At 39.3% G+C, this 17,830-nt stretch carries 20 protein-coding genes; 16 read left to right on the top strand and 4 right to left on the bottom strand.

The genetic code is table 11. The features are described from left to right. The first annotated feature begins 47 nt into the window (after nucleotides 1–47). The 15 genes from C3V44_RS05995 (at nucleotide 48) to C3V44_RS05930 (ending at nucleotide 11,236) form a co-directional block, all read left to right on the top strand. Nucleotides 48–362, top strand: coding sequence for a hypothetical protein (locus tag C3V44_RS05995; RefSeq protein WP_106096637.1), 315 nt, complete (start codon nucleotides 48–50; stop codon nucleotides 360–362). Nucleotides 363–377: 15 nt separating this feature from the next. Continuing rightward, nucleotides 378–1,511 (top strand): clostripain-related cysteine peptidase, encoded by a 1,134-nt coding sequence (locus C3V44_RS05990; protein WP_106095868.1) that lies wholly within the window; start codon nucleotides 378–380, stop codon nucleotides 1,509–1,511. An 83-nt stretch (nucleotides 1,512–1,594) separates the two neighbouring features. Further along, nucleotides 1,595–2,662 (top strand): Spi family protease inhibitor, encoded by a 1,068-nt coding sequence (locus C3V44_RS05985; RefSeq protein ID WP_254425403.1) that lies wholly within the window; start codon nucleotides 1,595–1,597, stop codon nucleotides 2,660–2,662. Between the two features lie 2 nt (nucleotides 2,663–2,664). Further along, nucleotides 2,665–3,180, top strand: a complete 516-nt coding sequence (locus tag C3V44_RS12230; RefSeq protein ID WP_254425402.1) for a C10 family peptidase — start codon at nucleotides 2,665–2,667, stop codon at nucleotides 3,178–3,180. Nucleotides 3,181–3,182: 2 nt separating this feature from the next. After that, nucleotides 3,183–3,644: a hypothetical protein gene (locus C3V44_RS05980; protein WP_106095867.1), complete on the top strand. Its 462-nt coding sequence runs from the start codon at nucleotides 3,183–3,185 to the stop codon at nucleotides 3,642–3,644. Nucleotides 3,645–3,695: 51 nt separating this feature from the next. Next, complete coding sequence (locus tag C3V44_RS05975; protein WP_106095866.1) at nucleotides 3,696–4,223, top strand: hypothetical protein; 528 nt, start codon at nucleotides 3,696–3,698, stop codon at nucleotides 4,221–4,223. A gap of 294 nt (nucleotides 4,224–4,517) precedes the next feature. Next, nucleotides 4,518–5,174: a DUF2461 domain-containing protein gene (locus tag C3V44_RS05970; protein ID WP_009411209.1), complete on the top strand. Its 657-nt coding sequence runs from the start codon at nucleotides 4,518–4,520 to the stop codon at nucleotides 5,172–5,174. 38 nt (nucleotides 5,175–5,212) lie between these two features. Beyond that, nucleotides 5,213–5,584: a DUF2809 domain-containing protein gene (locus C3V44_RS05965; protein ID WP_009417662.1), complete on the top strand. Its 372-nt coding sequence runs from the start codon at nucleotides 5,213–5,215 to the stop codon at nucleotides 5,582–5,584. A gap of 101 nt (nucleotides 5,585–5,685) precedes the next feature. Then, a complete protein-coding gene (locus C3V44_RS05960) occupies nucleotides 5,686–6,543 on the top strand; it encodes an NAD-dependent epimerase/dehydratase family protein (RefSeq protein ID WP_106095865.1) in 858 nt (285 codons plus the stop codon). A 17-nt stretch (nucleotides 6,544–6,560) separates the two neighbouring features. Then, a complete protein-coding gene (locus tag C3V44_RS05955) occupies nucleotides 6,561–7,649 on the top strand; it encodes a beta-ketoacyl synthase N-terminal-like domain-containing protein (RefSeq protein WP_106095864.1) in 1,089 nt (362 codons plus the stop codon). Between the two features lie 174 nt (nucleotides 7,650–7,823). After that, nucleotides 7,824–8,060: an acyl carrier protein gene (locus tag C3V44_RS05950; protein WP_002675303.1), complete on the top strand. Its 237-nt coding sequence runs from the start codon at nucleotides 7,824–7,826 to the stop codon at nucleotides 8,058–8,060. A 97-nt stretch (nucleotides 8,061–8,157) separates the two neighbouring features. Further along, on the top strand, nucleotides 8,158–9,405 hold the full coding sequence (gene fabF, locus C3V44_RS05945; protein ID WP_106095863.1) for a beta-ketoacyl-ACP synthase II: 1,248 nt from the start codon (nucleotides 8,158–8,160) through the stop codon (nucleotides 9,403–9,405). A gap of 7 nt (nucleotides 9,406–9,412) precedes the next feature. Continuing rightward, complete coding sequence (gene rnc, locus C3V44_RS05940; RefSeq protein WP_009420196.1) at nucleotides 9,413–10,171, top strand: ribonuclease III; 759 nt, start codon at nucleotides 9,413–9,415, stop codon at nucleotides 10,169–10,171. Then, nucleotides 10,168–10,674, top strand: coding sequence for a metallophosphoesterase family protein (locus C3V44_RS05935; RefSeq protein WP_009411215.1), 507 nt, complete (start codon nucleotides 10,168–10,170; stop codon nucleotides 10,672–10,674). The genes rnc and C3V44_RS05935 overlap by 4 nt, the downstream gene beginning before the upstream one ends. A 64-nt stretch (nucleotides 10,675–10,738) precedes the next feature. Then, nucleotides 10,739–11,236 (top strand): hypothetical protein, encoded by a 498-nt coding sequence (locus C3V44_RS05930; RefSeq protein ID WP_106095862.1) that lies wholly within the window; start codon nucleotides 10,739–10,741, stop codon nucleotides 11,234–11,236. 45 nt (nucleotides 11,237–11,281) lie between these two features. On the opposite strand, the gene miaB is transcribed toward C3V44_RS05930, so the two are convergent. Then, nucleotides 11,282–12,730: a tRNA (N6-isopentenyl adenosine(37)-C2)-methylthiotransferase MiaB gene (gene miaB / locus C3V44_RS05925; protein WP_106095861.1), complete on the bottom strand. Its 1,449-nt coding sequence runs from the start codon at nucleotides 12,728–12,730 to the stop codon at nucleotides 11,282–11,284. Between the two features lie 187 nt (nucleotides 12,731–12,917). Between miaB and pgk the strand changes: the two genes are divergently transcribed. Next, entirely contained in the window at nucleotides 12,918–14,108 is a 1,191-nt protein-coding gene (gene pgk / locus C3V44_RS05920; protein WP_106095860.1) for a phosphoglycerate kinase, read from the top strand. A 61-nt stretch (nucleotides 14,109–14,169) separates the two neighbouring features. On the opposite strand, the gene C3V44_RS05915 is transcribed toward pgk, so the two are convergent. The 3 genes from C3V44_RS05915 to C3V44_RS05905 form a co-directional block, all read right to left on the bottom strand. Beyond that, nucleotides 14,170–16,461: an inorganic phosphate transporter gene (locus C3V44_RS05915; RefSeq protein ID WP_009411219.1), complete on the bottom strand. Its 2,292-nt coding sequence runs from the start codon at nucleotides 16,459–16,461 to the stop codon at nucleotides 14,170–14,172. A gap of 125 nt (nucleotides 16,462–16,586) precedes the next feature. Beyond that, entirely contained in the window at nucleotides 16,587–17,063 is a 477-nt protein-coding gene (locus tag C3V44_RS05910; protein ID WP_106095859.1) for a PIN domain-containing protein, read from the bottom strand. Continuing rightward, nucleotides 17,060–17,329, bottom strand: coding sequence for a hypothetical protein (locus tag C3V44_RS05905; RefSeq protein ID WP_048746918.1), 270 nt, complete (start codon nucleotides 17,327–17,329; stop codon nucleotides 17,060–17,062). The genes C3V44_RS05910 and C3V44_RS05905 overlap by 4 nt, the downstream gene beginning before the upstream one ends. Between the last annotated feature and the right edge of the window lie 501 nt (nucleotides 17,330–17,830).

The following is a 17,830-nucleotide window of genomic DNA, read 5'->3' as shown; positions in this document are numbered from 1 at the left end:
CTTTGGCAGAGAATCCTCTGCCAAAGGGTATTTTTTTAATTCTTTCTATGCGTTACCTTATATATCTATTGGCAGTCGTTGCCCTATCTTGCTCTAAGGAAGCTATAGAGCCTGAAAACTATACCCTTCGTATTCAAAACCGCTATTTTGAGACGGTAACCGTTTCGGTAGGTGAGCATTTTTCTGAAAAGCTATCACCTAATACTGTTTCTAAGGCATTTACTTTGCCTAAAGGTACTTATAAAGTAGTAGCCATCACGACTTCACGCCTACGCTTGGAAAGCACGGTACAAATACAAGGCAGTACGGCTGAGCTCACTATTGAAATCTGTCCTAAAGGAAAAATCTACATTACTCATTAACCATTTTGCTAGACTATGCGTTATTACTCTTTGCTTCTTATTAGCTTGGGGTTACTTTCTTGCCAAAAAGATAGCCCAACTCCTGAGCCTTTACCTCCTCACGAAATCACACTCGTGTATATGGTTGCTGATAACGACCTCGCTCCCTATGCCTTAAAAGACCTCAACGAAATAGAACGCGGGTTTGTGCCTAACGGAAGAGACAAACTCTTGCTGTATATCGATAGCAATACTTCTACCGCTTTGCCTTCACACCCTGTACTTTTAGAAATTGTACACGATACCACCGAGATAATAGCCTCTAAAATCATCGTTTCTTACCCCGAACAAAATTCAACTGATAAAACTGTAATGAGCAATGTGTTGAGAGATGCTTTGGGCTATTACAAAGGTGACAATCGTTATAAAGGACTTGTGCTTTGGTCGCACGGCAATGCCTGGTTGCCGGAAGGTTATCATATAGAAACCGAAAACAAATCAGGGGTGGTGGTAAAATCGTTTGGAAAAGATATGAGTCCGCGAGAGGGGGCTATGGAGCTTCCTGACCTTGCGGAAGTTTTAACCCCTTATCGGTTTGATTATATCCTTTTCGACGCTTGCTTTATGGGGTCGGTAGAGGTGCTCTATGAATTACGACATTCTGCCCGTTACTTTATTGCTTCGCCTGCCGAAATTCTTGCCGATGGTTTTCCTTATCACCACCTATTGCCTTACCTTATAGGGAAATTACAATTAGAAAAAGCAACCGAAGCTTACTACAACTATTACAATGCTTTGGAGGGCGCACGACAGTCGGCTACGGTTACTTTGGTAGATGGTGAGCAGTTGGAAGCATTAGCTTCTTTCTGCAAACAACTCAACACTTCTGAGTTGTCTTTAGCCCATTTGCAACAATACAGTAGGAATAACGAAAAGTATTTGTTTGACCTCAAACAAGTGCTTTTGGAGAGCAAAGCCAGTGTGGCTATGGAACCTATTTGGCAACAACTCTGTAAGGTTGAAAAACACACACCAAGATTTGCTAATATTGCGCTTACACATTGTAACGGGCTGAGTGTTTATTTGTTTGGAAAGAATGAAAAGCTGAACAACTATTATAAACAATTGTCGTGGTATAGAGCTACAAGGTTTCATTTCTCGTATAAATAGCTTATAATTTTCTAATTCTCAAATTTGCTAATTTGCTAATTTTTCCCTACCTTTGTTGCGTAATCCTAAAAAACTAACCTTATATGAAAAAACATCTGTTTATTTTAACCATTACAGGACTCTTCTTTTCCTGCCAACGCGAAGAGGCAGACGCCCCGTTCGCAACCGACACCGATATTTCAGTATTACCCAATACTGAAACGAAAGTTTCCAACGATGGACTTTTAGGTTGGGTAGCTCTCACAGGGCAAACCCATATTTCGGCAGAAGAAGCCCAAGAAACCGCTCTCGCTACCGCAATGCAAATGCGTGAAGTAGAGGGTGTTGTTACCAAAGCTCCCTTAAAAATTGGCTCAATTGAGGTAGTAAAAGGTAACACTCGCAAGCCTTACGTACCCACCAAAGGCAATGCAAAACCCGAACAAGCCGATGTGTACATTGTAAACTTTGCCAACAACCAAGGTTATGTAATTACCTCAGCTGATAAGCGTGTTCCTGGCGTATTAGCTTATAACTCTTACGGTCATCTCGGTGATACTATCACCAACCTAGGGCAAGCGGTACTCTTTAGCTATATGCAGGCATATATAGAAGAACAGCGTGCCGCCTTTGAAGCTAATAAAGAAAAATTGGCTACCCAAGCCGAAGAAGCTATTTTCAAACAGCTTTCTAAGGAACGACAAGCAGAGCTGATAGCAAAAGGACTCTTTGATAAAGAGGGTAAACGAGTGAAGAGTAAGTTTGAACCAGATGAAGGGAAAGGAAGAAAATTTAAAAACTTCTTTTGTATAGAACCTGATCACTACAAAGAAGATATTTATATTTATGGAGAGTGGAAAACAGATGTAATAGGACCTTTAGTGAAAACTCTTTGGAGTCAAGAAAATGATTATAATGAAAAGGTCTCTATGCAGTGTGGTAATAATAAGGCTCCTGTAGGTTGTGTATCTGTTGCTGTTGGACAACTATTAGCCTATCACAAAAAACCAGATAGCGTTGTAGGACGAAAAATGCATTGGGATGATATGACTAAAATAGATAGTGGAGATATGTTCTCTAATATTTATAGTCATAATGTATGGAACAACTCTACTGCTAAAGAAGACATTCAATATTTATTAGCTCACTTGGGGGAGATAATGATTTGTTAGAAATGAAATACACTTGTGACAAAGGTAGTAGTTCAGACGTAGGTAAAGCTCTCCATACATTCCATCAATTTGGTTATAAAGATGCTTATGTAGAAAATTTCCAAGTCCCAAAAGTTATTTCAGAAATAAAAAAAAGGAACCCTATCTACATAGGAGGTAGTGATATTGTAGAAACATATAAAACTGGGTGGTGGATATTTAAAACAACACATTATAAATATTCTGGTCACGCGTGGGTTATTGATGGTTATATGAAAAGATATAGAACTGTAGAAATGCATACAACCTGTGATAGCCCTGATGATTTTCTTCACGTGGGAGAAGAAGGATTTAGCTTAGTACACTACAATTTAGGTTGGGGAGGATATAAAGATGGCTCAAGTCCCTATCACGGAAGTGGTTGGTATAATTTGGGAATATTTGATACTAATGGGGATAAAGAACCTTCAAACGCATACAAATCAGGAATTAAAGGTAACTATCAATATAGAGTTAAAACAATTCTTAATATTAAATAATTATGAAAAGTATATTTTATCTCACAATATTATTATTTATTAGTATCATTTCTTGTCGAGAGAAAGATGAAGAAAGAGCATGTTCTCTCCCTCTTCCTGAATTAACCTTTGCTATCAACAAAACTTCTAAACTTTACAAGGAATTTATAAAAGAAGAAGGAAAAATTGATAAAGCAAATATTAGCTTATATAAATTACTTGAAGGAGAGAAAAAGGCGTATGAATATAATAGTTATGAAACCACCAAAGCAGAAAAGACTTATTTATACATTTCAGTTACTCTTCCTTTTAGTAACGATGTTTACACAGGCAAAATAGAAACACTTTATTTGCAGAATGCTACTAAAACTTATAAAATAGAAGTAAATGGTTATATGAAGGATACAGACTGTGGAAAGTATGTTGTTACGAATGAAATTCGTGTAGATGGCACTAAAATAGAAGTGCCTTATTTAGCAAAATAACCTTAACCCTTTTGCAGGGAACTCCCTGCAAAAGGGTATAAAATAATTAATATGAAAAACTTCTTACTCTTTATTCTATTGCTTTTTGCATTGCAAATAAGTGCTCAAGAAGCCTACACCAAAGGCGATGTATTTATTGATGTGCAAACAGGTGCTTCGTTTATAGGAGGTATTATAGGCGGAGGGGTACACTATGGTGCTACGCCTCGTTTCTCGGTGGGAGCTAACTTTTCTAACCAGAGTTTTAATCTTAAAAGTAAATACGAAACTGCTTACGTACCTGAGCTCAGTGTGGACTTCCATTTTGACCATCGTATGACTACCGATTGGTATACAGGGCTTTCAATAGGGCATTGTTTTTGGCAAAGCGATACTCCTGATGGATATAGTTCAGGTGGTTGTGATAGTTCTTCCGGTCCTATACCTGAAAAATTCAGAAGAGAACACCCCAATAATTTTGTATTGTGGAATGCACATTTAGGTTTTCGCTATTTCATCTTCAAAAACGTAGGACTTAACGGACAAGTGGCTTTTGGGAATGCTCTTTCATTTAAAGTGGGGGTAAGTGTGAAAATCTGAAAATTTTAAGACTTTTTATATATAGGGTAGATATGCTTAGCTTATAGAAAGCTTATAGGAAGCTTGAACGAATCTTGGAAGATAGGTATACAAAGGCTATATAAAATGTTGAATTTCATACTTTTATAAGTTTAAAATTTTTAAGGGAAAACTATATGATTTCTTAATTTTAGTAAAAATCTCTAAACTAAAAAATCGTTATTTAATTGTCTTCTATTTGCAATTATTTACTATCTTTGCACTTCTAACAACAAAGATATCCTTATTGGTTATTTGTCATTTGTAATTAGTATTATGATTTTTTCTTTTCTTACAAACCTTGCTAAAAACAATAATAAAGAGTGGTTCGATGCTCATAAGGAGGCTTATGAATGTGCTAAATTAGAAGCTACATTGCTTTTCAATTATATTTATACTGGGCTTGCTGAGCACGATACCCTTGCACCACTGAAAATATACCGTATCTATCGCGATTTGCGCTTTTCTAAAGACAAAACACCTTACAAGACGCACTTCGGTTGCTATATACAACGCAAACAACCGCACTACCGCGGTGGGTATTACGTGCATATTAGTCCGCAAGAGACCTTTATAGGGGGAGGTTTTTTCGACCCTAATAAAGAAGATTTATTGCGTATGCGTCAGGAAATTTCTCTCAATGCTGAGGATTTTCAAAAAGTGATGAATAGTGAGGGGATAAAGAAAGAGTTTGACGGGAAACTATGGGGTGACGAGGTGAAGACTGCCCCCAAAGGTTTTGAGAAAGACGACCCGATGATTGCCTATTTGCGCAAAAAGCAGTTTCTCTTAAAACACGACTATACACGACAAGAAGCCACAGCGAAGGACTTTGATAAGAAAGTAGTGCAGGGACTTTTGGCAATGCGCCCGTTTTTAGACTTTATGACAGAAGCTTTGACGACGGATTTGAATGGAGAAAGTTTGTTTTAGCTAAGAGGTAAAGCCAGCGACAGCTAGGTAAGTGTGATATGAAACTAACATTTAACAAAAAGTACTTTATATGGGCGTTGGCACTGTTGGGGGCAGAATTGCTTATTGCAACAGTGTTTAGCAGTATGGGCTTTATCAGAGGCTATATAGGCGATGTACTGGTGGTGATATTGCTGTACTACTTAGTGCTTTCGTTCGTGAAAGTGAAGCATAAGGATAAACTCATCTGGGGTATATTTGCCTTTGCGGTAGCCGTAGAAGTGATGCAGTACTTGGGTGTGGCTACTTATTTGGGCTTCACGAGAGGAAGCTTGGGCTATATCCTCTTAGGCAATCACTTTTCGTGGGCAGATGTGGTGTGTTACGCCATTGGTTGTCTTATTTTGCAATTCACAAGTAAGAATAAATAAAATGAGAGTGAAAGGTTGTTTTGCCCCTACATAATGTAACGCAAAGCAATTGTAAAATCGGGATAGTATTATATTGAACTAAGGTTGTATTATTAGGATAAATGAAGAAAATATTAGTAACGGGGGGAGCAGGATTTGTAGGTTCTAACCTTTGTGAAGCTCTTGCCAAAGACCCTAACAACGAGGTCTATTCGTTAGACAATTATTTCACCGGTAAGCGTGAAAATCACGTAGAAGGGGTGCAATATATCGAAGGAAGTACCGAACATATCTTCGAGCTTATCAGTTTTTCACCTGATATTATTTATCACTTAGGTGAATACTCACGGGTGGAACAGAGTTTTGAGGATATCGACAAGGTATTGTTGTTTAATAAAATAGGTACGCTGAAAGTATTGGAGTTTTCTCGTAAACACGGAGCTAAACTCGTATATGCAGGCAGTAGCACCAAGTTTGGTGACGGGGGTTTAGGCAAAGACCAAAGTCCGTATGCTTGGAGCAAATCGTCGAATACAGAGCTTATCAAGAACTACGGTATGTGGTATGGGCTTAACTATGCTATTGTGTATTTCTACAATGTTTATGGCAAAGGAGAAGTTGGCACGGGAAAATATGCGACGCTTATAGCACTCTTTATAGAGAAGATGAAGAAAGGGGAGCCTCTCACGGTAGTAGCCCCAGGTACTCAACAGCGCAATTTTACGCATATAGATGATATAGTAGCGGGCTTACTCTTGGTAGGTGAAAAAGGTAAAGGCGACGGTTATGGTATCGGCAGTCCGGAGACTTATACAGTTTTAGAAATCGCTCAGCTTTTTGGGGGCGAGATACAAATGCTACCGGAGCGCAAAGGTAACCGTATGACAGCTGAAGTTATTACCCAAAAAACAGAAGCCTTGGGCTGGCAAGCGAAGAAGCATATTAAAGAATATATAGAACTATTGTCAACTGATAATTAACAATTAGCAAGCGGGAAATGAAAATAGCTATTACAGGGGCGAGTACCCTCGCAGCTGAGGCACTCTCTCTTCACAATAATATTCCACAAGGGCGAATTTCTGACCGTGACCAAAAACTTATAGAACAACTTAGAGCTTCTAATTCTGCTTATGAGCCCTTAGACCCCACCGTTCTTTATGCCTTACATACTGTACGACGAGCCGTTGCACAAGCGGGCTGGCAAGGAGTTCGTTTTGGTATCAATATAGGGTCGTCGCGAGGAGCAACAATATTGTTTGAAAAGCATTTTAGTCATTTTCTGAAAGAAGGCAGTTGCCAAACCTTAGCTTCGCCTACTACTACTTTGGGCAATATCAGCACTTGGGTAGCGCAGGATTTGAGCAATGAGGGTTTTGAGCTCTCACATTCTATTACTTGCTCTACCGCTTTACACGGCGTTGCCAATGCCATTGCGTGGCTCGAAAGTGGTATGGAAGACCGCTTCTTGGTAGGTGGTAGCGAGGCACCTCTTACCCCTTTTACTATTGCACAAGTGAAAGCTCTGAAAATATACAGTAGTTTGCCCCTGCCTTATCCTTGCAGGGCAATGGATATGAGCAAAAAACAAAGTACTATGGTGTTAGGGGAGGGGGCAGGTTGTTTCTGTTTAGAAAAAGGAGAGCGTGCTAATGCCTTAGCCTATATCGTAGGAATAGGCTTTGCTACTGAAAAGCTCACCCATAGCGTATCACTCTCCAAAAACGGACAGTGCTTACAAGATGCTATGCTTCGTGCTTTGACAAGTGCTGGGAACCCCAAGATAGATGTGATTATCACTCACTGTACGGGTACTATTAAAGGTGACCAAGCTGAACTCAAAGCTATAGAAGCAGTTTTTGGTGAAGAAAAACCTCTACTCACCAATAATAAATGGCAACACGGACATACCTATGGGGCGAGTGGAGCTCTCAACCTCGCAATGGCAATACGAATGTTACAGAATAACCGTTTTGAAGGGGTGCCTTATCTCAGTTATCCCGAATCTGTACCCGATAAACTCGAACATATATTAATTAATGCCGTAGGATTTGGCGGAAATGGAATAAGTGTGATAGTGAAAAAGTGAAAAAAGCAAAGTAAAAAGTAGAATATTTATAAAATTATAAATCTATGATAATAAGTAGGTTTGTACTTTTTGAAAGTAAAAAATAAGAATATTTGTACGAAAAAGATTGTGTTTCAAAAAAAAGTGTTACTTTTGCCGGCAGTAATTATTATCAAATTATAAAAAAAGAAAATTATGTCAGACATTGCATCAAGAGTTAAAGCCATTATCGTTGATAAATTAGGCGTAGACGAAAATGAAGTAACCGCAGAAGCGAGCTTCACTAACGACTTAGGAGCTGATTCATTAGACACTGTTGAATTGATTATGGAGTTTGAAAAAGAATTTGATATTCAAATTCCAGATGACCAAGCTGAAAACATTGCAACTGTAGGTCAAGCAATCAAATATATTGAAGACGCTAAACAATAATTGGCTCATAGGCAGTAGGCTATCAACGTATATACTTGGTAGCTTACTGCTTAATGCTTTTTGCTCTAAACCTAAATGCTAAAAAGTTGAAACTAATATGGAGAAAAGACGTGTTGTAGTTACAGGTATAGGGGCTCTTACCCCTATAGGTAATACCGCCCAAGAGTTTTGGGAAGGACTCGTAGCCGGCAAGAGCGGTGCTGCGCCTATTACCCATTTCGATGCTTCAAAGTTTAAAACAAAGTTTGCTTGCGAAGTAAAAAACTTTAATGTCGAGGATTTTATAGACAAAAAAGAAGCACGTAAGCTCGATAAATTTGCTCAATATGCCTTAGTGGTTGCTGATGAAGCCGTAAAAGACGCTCATCTTGATATGGATACACTTGATAAAGACCGCATAGGGGTAATTTGGGGCTCAGGTATTGGGGGGTTAGAAACTTTCCAAAATGAGGTAATCAACTTCAACGAAGGTGATGGTACGCCACGCTTTAATCCATTCTTTATACCTAAAATGATAGCTGATATCGCAGCAGGTGTGATTTCTATACGCTATGGTTTTAGGGGTCCTAACTTCACTACAGTCTCAGCGTGTGCCTCTGCAGCTAATGCTATGATAGATGCGTTAAACTACATTCGTTTTGGCTATGCTGATATGATGGTATCAGGTGGTTCGGAAGCAGCGGTTACTATTGCAGGAATCGGTGGTTTCAACGCCTTGCACGCCCTTTCTACTTTCAATGAAGACCCTGCCAAAGCTTCTCGTCCGTTTGATGCCAATCGCGATGGTTTTGTATTAGGCGAAGGAGCAGGAGCGGTAGTGCTTGAAGAGTACAATCACGCAGTGGCTCGTGGAGCTACTATCTACTGCGAATTGGCAGGAGGAGGTCTCTCTGCTGATGCTTACCATATGACGGCGCCTCACCCTGAAGGGCTTGGTGCTAAAAACGTAATGATTAACTGTCTTAAAGACGCAGGAGTATCAGTCAACGAAGTAGATGCTATCAATATGCACGGTACCTCTACTCCATTAGGAGACATCGCTGAATCTAAGGCAGTATTGGATGTATTTGGTGAGCACGCCTATGATATCAATATTAACTCTACCAAGTCGATGACGGGGCACTTGTTGGGGGCTGCGGGAGCAATAGAAGCAGTAGCGTCTATTCTCGCTATCAAACACAGCATCGTTCCTCCTACCATCAACTTTGAACACCCCGATGAAAAAATAGATCAACGCCTTAACTTTACCTTCAACAAAGCGCAACGTCGCGACGTAAAAGTAGCGATGAGTAACACCTTTGGTTTCGGTGGACACAATGCGTGCTTATTATTCAAAAAGATATAAATTATAAGTGTTCGGCTTAAAGAAAATATTAACTTTTCCCCGTCTTATTCCTAAGAAGAAAGACGGGATTTTTTATACTAAAATCAAAGAGCTTTTAGGATTCCCTCCTAAAAACTTATCATATTACAGCGAGGCTTTTACACACCCTTCTTACCAATTCCAAAAAGCGACGCGTAAGAGCTATGAGCGCCTTGAATTTCTGGGTGATGCGATTCTTGGCGCTGTGATAGCCGACTATATTTTCACCAATGCTCCTGAACAAGATGAAGGCTATCTTACCAAAATGCGCTCTAAAATTGTAGAACGTCGCAATCTTAACCAGCTCGGTAAGGATATGGGGCTCTTGGACTTCTTGCGCACTAAACTCACTCCGAGACAATTAGGTAATAATATCACTGGTAACCTCTTCGAGGCACTTATAGGAGCAATTTATTTAGACAGAGGTTATAAGGCTTGTTTTAAGTTCATTGAGCGTGAGCTTATTTTGCCGTATATCAATATCAAGAATTTAGAAGGAAAGGTTATTAGTCATAAGAGTTTGCTGATAGAATGGTGTCAAAAACATAAGTTAGACTTTGCTTTTGAGGCTGAAGAAGATATAGAAGATTGCTCTGAGACTAAGTTTTTCGTTGCTAAAGTGCACGTACAAGGCTTTTCGGTAACTCGGGCGCGTTCTACGTCTAAGAAAAAAGCTGAAGAGATTGCTGCCAAACGCGCTTGTTACAAGATTCAGGGTAAACAGCATCATAAATTAGATGTACAATGAAAATCCTTCTTCTCTCCGATACCCATTCGTATATAGACGATCGCATATTGCACTACGCTAGTGAGGCAGACGAAGTGTGGCATTGTGGCGATTTTGGTAACCTGGCAGTGATAGAGGCGTTGCAAGCCGTAAAACCTTTGCGTGGGGTTTATGGTAATATCGATGGCATAGAGATACGACAACAATTCCCTGAAGTAAATCGGTTTGCTTGTGAGGGCGTGGAGGTACTGATGATACACATAGGCGGTTACCCTAATAAATACAGTCCGTTGGCAAAACAAGAAATCCTAACTTGCCCTCCTAAACTCTTCATCTCGGGGCATTCACATATTCTAAAAGTGCAATACGATAAACAGTTTCAGTTGCTACACCTCAATCCAGGAGCTGCTGGTCTTTATGGTTGGCAAACCGTGCGTACGATGCTTCGTTTTGAGATAGAAGCAGGAGAGATTAAAAACTTAGAGATTATAGAGTTAGCTCGTAGCGCGACAGGTAATGAATAAAAATAAAAATTGCTAATTAGTAAAATCTTTTATACTTTTGTTCCGAATTTAAAACTTTATTCCAATGAAAAGAATATTATTAATAGCACTTTCTGTGATAGCTTTCACGGCGTGCACTAAAAAAGACAATGAGGATACTAAGCATCCTAAAGAATTACAAGGTACTTGGGTTTATGAAAATTCAAAGCTACCTGATGGTAAGTTATTCACTGAGATTATTACTTCTAAACAAATGCAGTGTGCCAAAGAAAACAAGTACATTTTCTATGGTGAATTTTTCACCTCGGAGGAGCACACTCTTAAAGGAGATGATTGTGAAAAAAAGAATGCCACGGTAAAATATTTTGTAGAAAATAGCAAATTGTGCTTACAAGGGGCTAATGGAGTGGTTCTTAAAGCTTATGATATTGTTAGTATTACCCCTACACAATTTATTTTTAAATACGACAATGAATTTAAAGCTTTTTTGCGCTCTCAAATACCTTATGACCCTACTCTTAAAGAAAAAGGCTATACCATTGATGATATTTTGAATGTAACGATTACCTATCGGAAACAATAAATAGAAATAGGCTGTCCCTTAACCGGACAGCCTATTTTGTTTTCTCTATTGTCTTTCATTACTAATTTTTATAGCTTTTCCTATTAGGGTAGTAGAAGTACAATCTGTAATTTTTACCATTACAAAATCGCCTATTTTATAATCTTCTTTGGGGAATACTACTACGGTATTCTGACTATTGCGCCCCATCCACTCTTTATCCGATTTTTTAGAGTTCCCCTCTATAAGCACTTCTACCGTTTTGCCTATTTGTGCTTGAGTGCGGTACAAGCTGTGTTTTTGTTGCAGGTCGATAATCTCAGCAAGACGGCGTTTCTTCACTTCTTCGGGTACATCATCTTCTATTTTGCGTGCTGCTAATGTACCCGGACGCTCCGAATAAGCAAACATAAACCCAAAATCATACTTCACATATTCCATTAGCGAAAGCGTATCTTGGTGGTCGTCTTCAGTTTCGGTGGGGAAACCAGCAATCATATCCTGCGAAATAGCACACTCAGGAATGCGTTCGCGTATGCTGTCTATCAGCGCAAAATATTCTTCGCGAGTATGAAGGCGGTTCATTGCTTTGAGAATGCGATTGCTACCGCTCTGTACGGGCAGGTGGATATACTTGCAGATGTTAGGGTGTTTTGCCATCGTATCAATCACATCAAGGGTCATATCCTGCGGATTGGAGGTAGAAAAGCGGATGCGCATTTCAGACTGAGCTGTTGCCACCATATCGAGGAGTTTAGCGAAGTTGATAGCGGTGGCTTGTTGCATCTCACTTGCTTTGCTGAAATCCTTTTTGAGCCCGCCTCCATACCAAAGGTAACTATCCACATTCTGTCCCAGTAGAGTAACCTCTTTAAATCCACGCGCTTGGAGGTCGGCTATTTCGTTGAGGATAGAATAAGGATCACGACTGCGCTCACGTCCGCGAGTGAAAGGTACAATGCAGAAAGTACACATATTGTCACAACCGCGCGTAATCGATACAAAAGCTGTTACACCGTTGCTATTGAGACGAATAGGTGCAATATCGGCATAGGTTTCGTCCTTAGAGAGAATCACATTTACCGCTTCACGACCTTCTTCCACTTCTTCAAGTAGGTTAGGTAAATCCTTATAAGCATCAGGACCTACCACCATATCCACTATTTTTTCTTCTTCGAGGAAGGCGTGTTTTACCCTTTCGGCCATACAGCCCAATACGCCCACTTTCATAGAGGGTTTCTTGCGTTTGTACACATTGAATTGCTCCAAACGCTTGCGAATAGTCTGTTCCGCCTTTTCACGCACTGAGCAGGTGTTGATAAGCACCAAATCGGCTTCATCAACAGTATCAGTGGTATTATATCCCGCTTTAGAGAGAATAGAAGCTACAATTTCACTGTCGGAGAAGTTCATTTGGCAACCGTAACTCTCGATATATAGTTTTTTAGAATTGTTATTATCAGCTTGTAAAACAAGGCTTTGTCCTTGTTTACTTTCGTCTATTTCTTTAGCCATAGAGGTTTGAGTTTCTGAATTGAGGGCGCAAAGATAAAGATAATTTGGCAATTAGCCAATTTGTCAGTTCGCCAATTCTACCATCAAGGGCAATTGGCGAAATAAAATTATTGTCAAAAAGTTTTGTGTATATCACTTTTTTGTTGTACCTTTGAGGCTTGAATAAAATTATTGTAGTTTTAGATATATGAAAACCATAGACAATTTTAATTTTGCGGGCAAGAAAGCCCTTATTCGCGTGGACTTTAATGTGCCATTGGACGAAAATTTTAAAGTAACTGATAACACTCGTATTGAGGCTGCGAAACCTACTATCGAGAAAATTCTCAAAGATGGAGGAACTGCAGTACTTATGAGCCACTTAGGTCGCCCTAAAGGGGAACGCAACGACAAGTATTCTTTGCGTCACATTGTAAGTGAAGTGGAAAAAGTATTAGGTAAAAAAGTGATTTTTGTAGATGATTGCGTAGGCGAAGTAGCCGAAAAAGCGGTAGCAGCTGCTCCTGCTGGTAGTGTGGTATTACTTGAAAACTTGCGTTTTCATAACGAAGAAGAAAAAGGAGATGAAGCATTCTCTAAACAGCTTGCTAAACTCGGCGATATCTATGTGAACGACGCTTTTGGTACCGCTCACCGCGCTCACGCTTCGACTACTATTGTAGCGAAATTCTTCCCTAACCACAAATGCTTTGGTTACCTCCTCGCTAAGGAGATTGAAAGTATTGATAAAGTGATGAAGAACGGCGAAAAACCTGTAACTGCTATCCTTGGTGGTTCAAAAGTTTCTTCTAAAATCACTATTATCGAAAATATCTTAGATAAAGTGAACCACCTTATCATAGGTGGGGGTATGGCGTATACCTTTGCTAAAGCGCAAGGCGGGAAAGTAGGTGATTCTATTTGCGAAGATGATAAACTTGACCTTGCTCTTGATATCCTTGCCAAAGCCAAAGCTAAAGGGGTAGAAGTACACTTGCCTATAGATGTAGTAGCTGCTGATGCTTTTGATAACAACGCTAAGACACAAGTAGTACCTGTAAATGCTGTTCCTGATGGTTGGGAAGGATTGGATGCAGGACCTAAGACTCTTGAAAACATCAAATCGGTATTGCTTAAATCGAAAACTATTTTGTGGAATGGTCCTATCGGAGTATTTGAAATGCCTAACTTCGCAAAAGGTACCATAGCCGTAGGTGATTATGTGGCTGAAGCTACTAAAAAAGGAGCTTTCTCACTCGTAGGAGGTGGCGACTCGGTAGCTGCTGTAAAACAATTTGGTTTTGAGCATAAAGTAAGTTATGTTTCTACTGGTGGTGGAGCGATGCTTGAAAGCCTTGAAGGATTGGTACTTCCTGGTATTGCAGCTATTAACGAATAGTTAAAATATAGAAAAAGAGGTAACTAGAAATTAACTTAGTTACCTCTTTTTTATATCTTCATTATTTCTTCCCTGTTACTTGGGTGATAAGGTTCATTTTCTTCTTCTTGTTTTGCTGTTTTTGGTATTCATCGAACTGCATTAACAAGTTGTTATTAGCACGGATGAGCGCATTGGTTTCTAATAAAATACTAAAATATAATTTAGTAGTTTTATGACTGGTTTCGGTAGTGCGAATACGGTCGATTTGTTTTTGTACCATCTTTGATACTTCGTTTTTCAACACCTTACAATCTTCGAAAATTACGTGTAACTTGTTATAGTCTGAACCTTTAAATATTTCGGCTTCTGCCTTAAACACATCTTCCATCTTATCGGAAATGTATTTTAAGTCACGTAGCTGATTAAATTTGAGATTCTTGTGATTGTTGTTTACGTGTTCATAACTATTGAGTGTAATAGCCGTGAGACATTGTGCCATATCCTGCAAACAGTCCAAAATAAGGATATAAAACTTGCTAGACGCTACTGAACTTTCATTCAGCGATTTGATAAAGTAGTACACATTACCTTTCAGCTCATCGAGTTCTTTTTCGAGCTTTTTAGCATTCTTTTTGTTTTTGGTGAGTTTGCCTAAATCTTGAGTGCCGAGATTCTTCACCACTTTGCTATAAAGCTGGTCGATGCGGAAAATCGTTTCGGATACATAGTTAGAGCTTTCTTTGATGACACCGCCAATGGTAGCCAAGTCGGCACGCTCAAAGCGTTTGCCTTGTGCTTTGGCTTTCTGTTTATTGCGGTAGATAATTGCGTTGCGAATGAGCACAAAGCCTACTACCATTATCATCACAATAAGCCCAATCACGCTTCCGTAATACAATATGCCTGCTACTAAAAATGCCCCAATAAAGGCAACAATAGCTGTTAAAAACCAACCGCCGATTACGTTCAGTACCCCTGCCACGCGATATACAGCACTATCGCGCCCCCAAGCTCTATCGGCAAGGGAAGAACCCATTGCCACCATAAAGGTTACATAAGTAGTAGAAAGAGGGAGCTTAAAGGAAGTACCAATGGCAATTAAACTACTGGATACCACGAGGTTGATAGCAGCACGCACGAGGTCGAAAGCAGGAAGGTCTTCTTCTTTTACATTAGGGTCAGGTTCAGGTTTTTCAAAACGGTGGTCTATTTTGTTGCTAATCGACTTTGGCATTATGAAGTTCACGGCATTGGCACAAATCACTGTAATACGCACCAAGAATCGCGATAAGAAGTTAGAAGAAAACTTCTCTTCACCTCCTTCGTTTTGACGAGATAGATTGACGCCTGTATCGATTACGTGACGTGCTTTTTTGGAAAACCAAAGGGTGAGAATCATCACAAAACCGGTGAGCAATAGCAAGGCGGTAGGAGTAGAGATTTGTCCATCGGCTAAAGCCCCCATTAACAAGCCGTCGTGAGCTACTCCTGAATTATGCCATATATCATACGACTGATAAGCCGCTACCGGTACCCCTATGAAGTTCACTAAGTCGTTACCCGCAAAAGCCATTGCCAAAGCAAAAGTACCGCTGAGAATAATTACTCTAAAAATATTTACTTTCATACGGATAAGCACTTGTGAGAGCACCGAATAGAAAATAAAACAGCCAATAAGCAGCGGCACTATATTCGTGTCTATCCACGCAATGGCTTCTTTAGGAATGAAAGCAACGTCTTTGAGTCCTTTAAAGATAATGAAGTAGGAAAGCCCTGTAAGCGAGAGCCCGCCGAACACACCTCCTACATATTTTACATTTTCTTGATATTTAAATGAGAATACTAATCGGGCTAAATATTGCACAATCGTACCGACAGTAAAGGCGATGGCTACCGAGGTGAAAATACCGGTAATAATTTTGCCTGCTTCGCTTGTGTTGATATAGTTGAAAGCGTTAAAAAGCGATTCGTCACTCATAAACGTTTTGATAGTGGCGACACACATCGCAGCGCCCAAGAGTTCGAATACGATAGAAACGGTTGTGGAAGTAGGTAGACCGATAGAGTTGAAGAGGTCGAAGAGGAGGATATCGGCAAGGATAACCGACATAAAGATAACCATTACCTCATCGAAATAGAAGAGCTGAGGGTTAAAGATGCCTTTACGTGCGATTTCCATCATTCCGCTAGAAAAGACGGCACCAATGGCTACCCCCACGCTGGCGACTATCATAATGGTGCGAATGGTGGCTACTTTGGAGCCTACGGCAGAGTTAAGAAAGTTAGCTGCATCGTTACTCACACCCACCACCAAATCGATAACGGCGAGCACCAAGAACACGAACAGCATAAAGATGTACACCTGTTCCATAACACTATATCAGTTTTATGGGGCAAAGATATGAATAATTTGTCAATTAGACAATTTGCTGATTAGTAAATTTAAGAGGAGGTTTATTGATGTTTTCTTAGTTATATAAATATGAGGAACTAAGGTTATTTTTTATTTTGAGAATCTTTTGGTAGAGGAGATACTTTTTTATAGATATTGGCTTTTAATTCTTGTGTAGAAATACATATATCGTAGCCCATTTCTTTTAATCTTTTAGAAAGGATGTTGTCACAAGTCCATATTTTATGTCCCTTTTCAAAGTGTAAAGCTATAAAAAGATAATCGTCGGGGTCTATATTTTTGGCTATTTTACTTGCTTTCTCTCTATTTTGTTTTTTTATATCTTTTAATTCGTAGAAAGTAATGTTTTGGGTAAATTCTTTCAATAAAGCGTTTGCCTTTCTTTTAGTGAGAAGGTTGTCTTTCATAATTTCGGGCAAATGTTCTTTAACTTCTTCTAATATAAAAGAGGGGGCTATAAATTGTAACTTATTCTTCTTGTTTTTAAGAATAGAGGCTATTACGCCATTAGGGGTGTAAAAGCAACTGAAAATGATATTGGAGTCGGAAATGACTATCATATTTTATGTTTTTTTTCTTCTTTGGCGATAGCTGCTTCCCAACGTTTGGTCATATTGCGATTTGCTTGTTTTGACATAGCCATTATTTTATCTTTAAATTTTAGAGGGATGCCGTTTTCATCTTCCTCTAAAACTTCGGAAGTAGCTGTTACATTTTTTTTGGATTCTTTTTTCTTAGTAACTTTCACAAAGTCAAGAGTCTTAAGGTAATTTATTACCTTTAAGGCTTCAGGATTATTGCTGTTTATAGTTGCTATGTAAGACATAATGTTTAAGTATTTTTTATTTGTATGAGGCAAAGGTAGTAATAAATTAGGAGACTAGCAAAAAATGGGTTAGGTTTTACTAATTGAGGGTTAGTAATTGGATTTTTTGGAGTATCATAAGATACCGAAAGATACCGGAAGAGGTGATGCAGGTAAAAAGTAAAAGGTAAGAGGTAAAATCGGTATGGTTAGCTTATAGGGAGCTTATAGGAAGCTTATACGAATCTTGGACGATTGGTATAGGAAGGGTATATAAATAGTTGATTCAGAATATAATATAACAAGGCTAAAAATGGTAAAAACGGGGTTTCGAGGCGAAAGAAAGAGGAATAGGCACTAGGCCTTAGGCCATAGGCACTAGGAGGGAGTGTGACGGAAAAGGGGAAGTGTAGCGACCGAAGGAGAGTTATCAGATATTTGAGAGAGACTCGCAGGAGAGAGACAATAGAGACGCAAGGGGAGTTGTGGTGATGATCATATCGGACTAATGTTGATTAATGT

Origin of the sequence: Capnocytophaga sp. oral taxon 864 (assembly GCF_002998835.1) — a bacterium.
Classification (GTDB): domain Bacteria; phylum Bacteroidota; class Bacteroidia; order Flavobacteriales; family Flavobacteriaceae; genus Capnocytophaga; species Capnocytophaga ochracea.
Note: the sequence above shows the minus strand (reverse complement) of the source record. Positions and strands in the feature narration are given on the sequence as shown.

Bases quoted from the DNA above. Each gene is read 5' to 3' on its own strand.
- C3V44_RS05905 (WP_048746918.1), bottom strand. From the start codon at position 17,329: ATGTCTTACATAGCAACTATAAACAGCAATAATCCTGAAGCCTTAAAG.
- C3V44_RS05970 (WP_009411209.1), top strand. From the start codon at position 4,518: ATGATTTTTTCTTTTCTTACAAACCTTGCTAAAAACAATAATAAAGAG.
- pgk (WP_106095860.1), top strand. From the start codon at position 12,918: ATGAAAACCATAGACAATTTTAATTTTGCGGGCAAGAAAGCCCTTATT.
- C3V44_RS05995 (WP_106096637.1), top strand. From the start codon at position 48: ATGCGTTACCTTATATATCTATTGGCAGTCGTTGCCCTATCTTGCTCT.
- C3V44_RS05935 (WP_009411215.1), top strand. From the start codon at position 10,168: ATGAAAATCCTTCTTCTCTCCGATACCCATTCGTATATAGACGATCGC.
- C3V44_RS05930 (WP_106095862.1), top strand. From the start codon at position 10,739: ATGAAAAGAATATTATTAATAGCACTTTCTGTGATAGCTTTCACGGCG.
- miaB (WP_106095861.1), bottom strand. From the start codon at position 12,730: ATGGCTAAAGAAATAGACGAAAGTAAACAAGGACAAAGCCTTGTTTTA.
- C3V44_RS05975 (WP_106095866.1), top strand. From the start codon at position 3,696: ATGAAAAACTTCTTACTCTTTATTCTATTGCTTTTTGCATTGCAAATA.
- fabF (WP_106095863.1), top strand. From the start codon at position 8,158: ATGGAGAAAAGACGTGTTGTAGTTACAGGTATAGGGGCTCTTACCCCT.
- C3V44_RS05985 (WP_254425403.1), top strand. From the start codon at position 1,595: ATGAAAAAACATCTGTTTATTTTAACCATTACAGGACTCTTCTTTTCC.
- C3V44_RS05990 (WP_106095868.1), top strand. From the start codon at position 378: ATGCGTTATTACTCTTTGCTTCTTATTAGCTTGGGGTTACTTTCTTGC.
- C3V44_RS05915 (WP_009411219.1), bottom strand. From the start codon at position 16,461: ATGGAACAGGTGTACATCTTTATGCTGTTCGTGTTCTTGGTGCTCGCC.
- C3V44_RS05960 (WP_106095865.1), top strand. From the start codon at position 5,686: ATGAAGAAAATATTAGTAACGGGGGGAGCAGGATTTGTAGGTTCTAAC.
- C3V44_RS12230 (WP_254425402.1), top strand. From the start codon at position 2,665: ATGAAATACACTTGTGACAAAGGTAGTAGTTCAGACGTAGGTAAAGCT.
- C3V44_RS05910 (WP_106095859.1), bottom strand. From the start codon at position 17,063: ATGATAGTCATTTCCGACTCCAATATCATTTTCAGTTGCTTTTACACC.
- C3V44_RS05950 (WP_002675303.1), top strand. From the start codon at position 7,824: ATGTCAGACATTGCATCAAGAGTTAAAGCCATTATCGTTGATAAATTA.
- C3V44_RS05965 (WP_009417662.1), top strand. From the start codon at position 5,213: ATGAAACTAACATTTAACAAAAAGTACTTTATATGGGCGTTGGCACTG.
- C3V44_RS05955 (WP_106095864.1), top strand. From the start codon at position 6,561: ATGAAAATAGCTATTACAGGGGCGAGTACCCTCGCAGCTGAGGCACTC.
- C3V44_RS05980 (WP_106095867.1), top strand. From the start codon at position 3,183: ATGAAAAGTATATTTTATCTCACAATATTATTATTTATTAGTATCATT.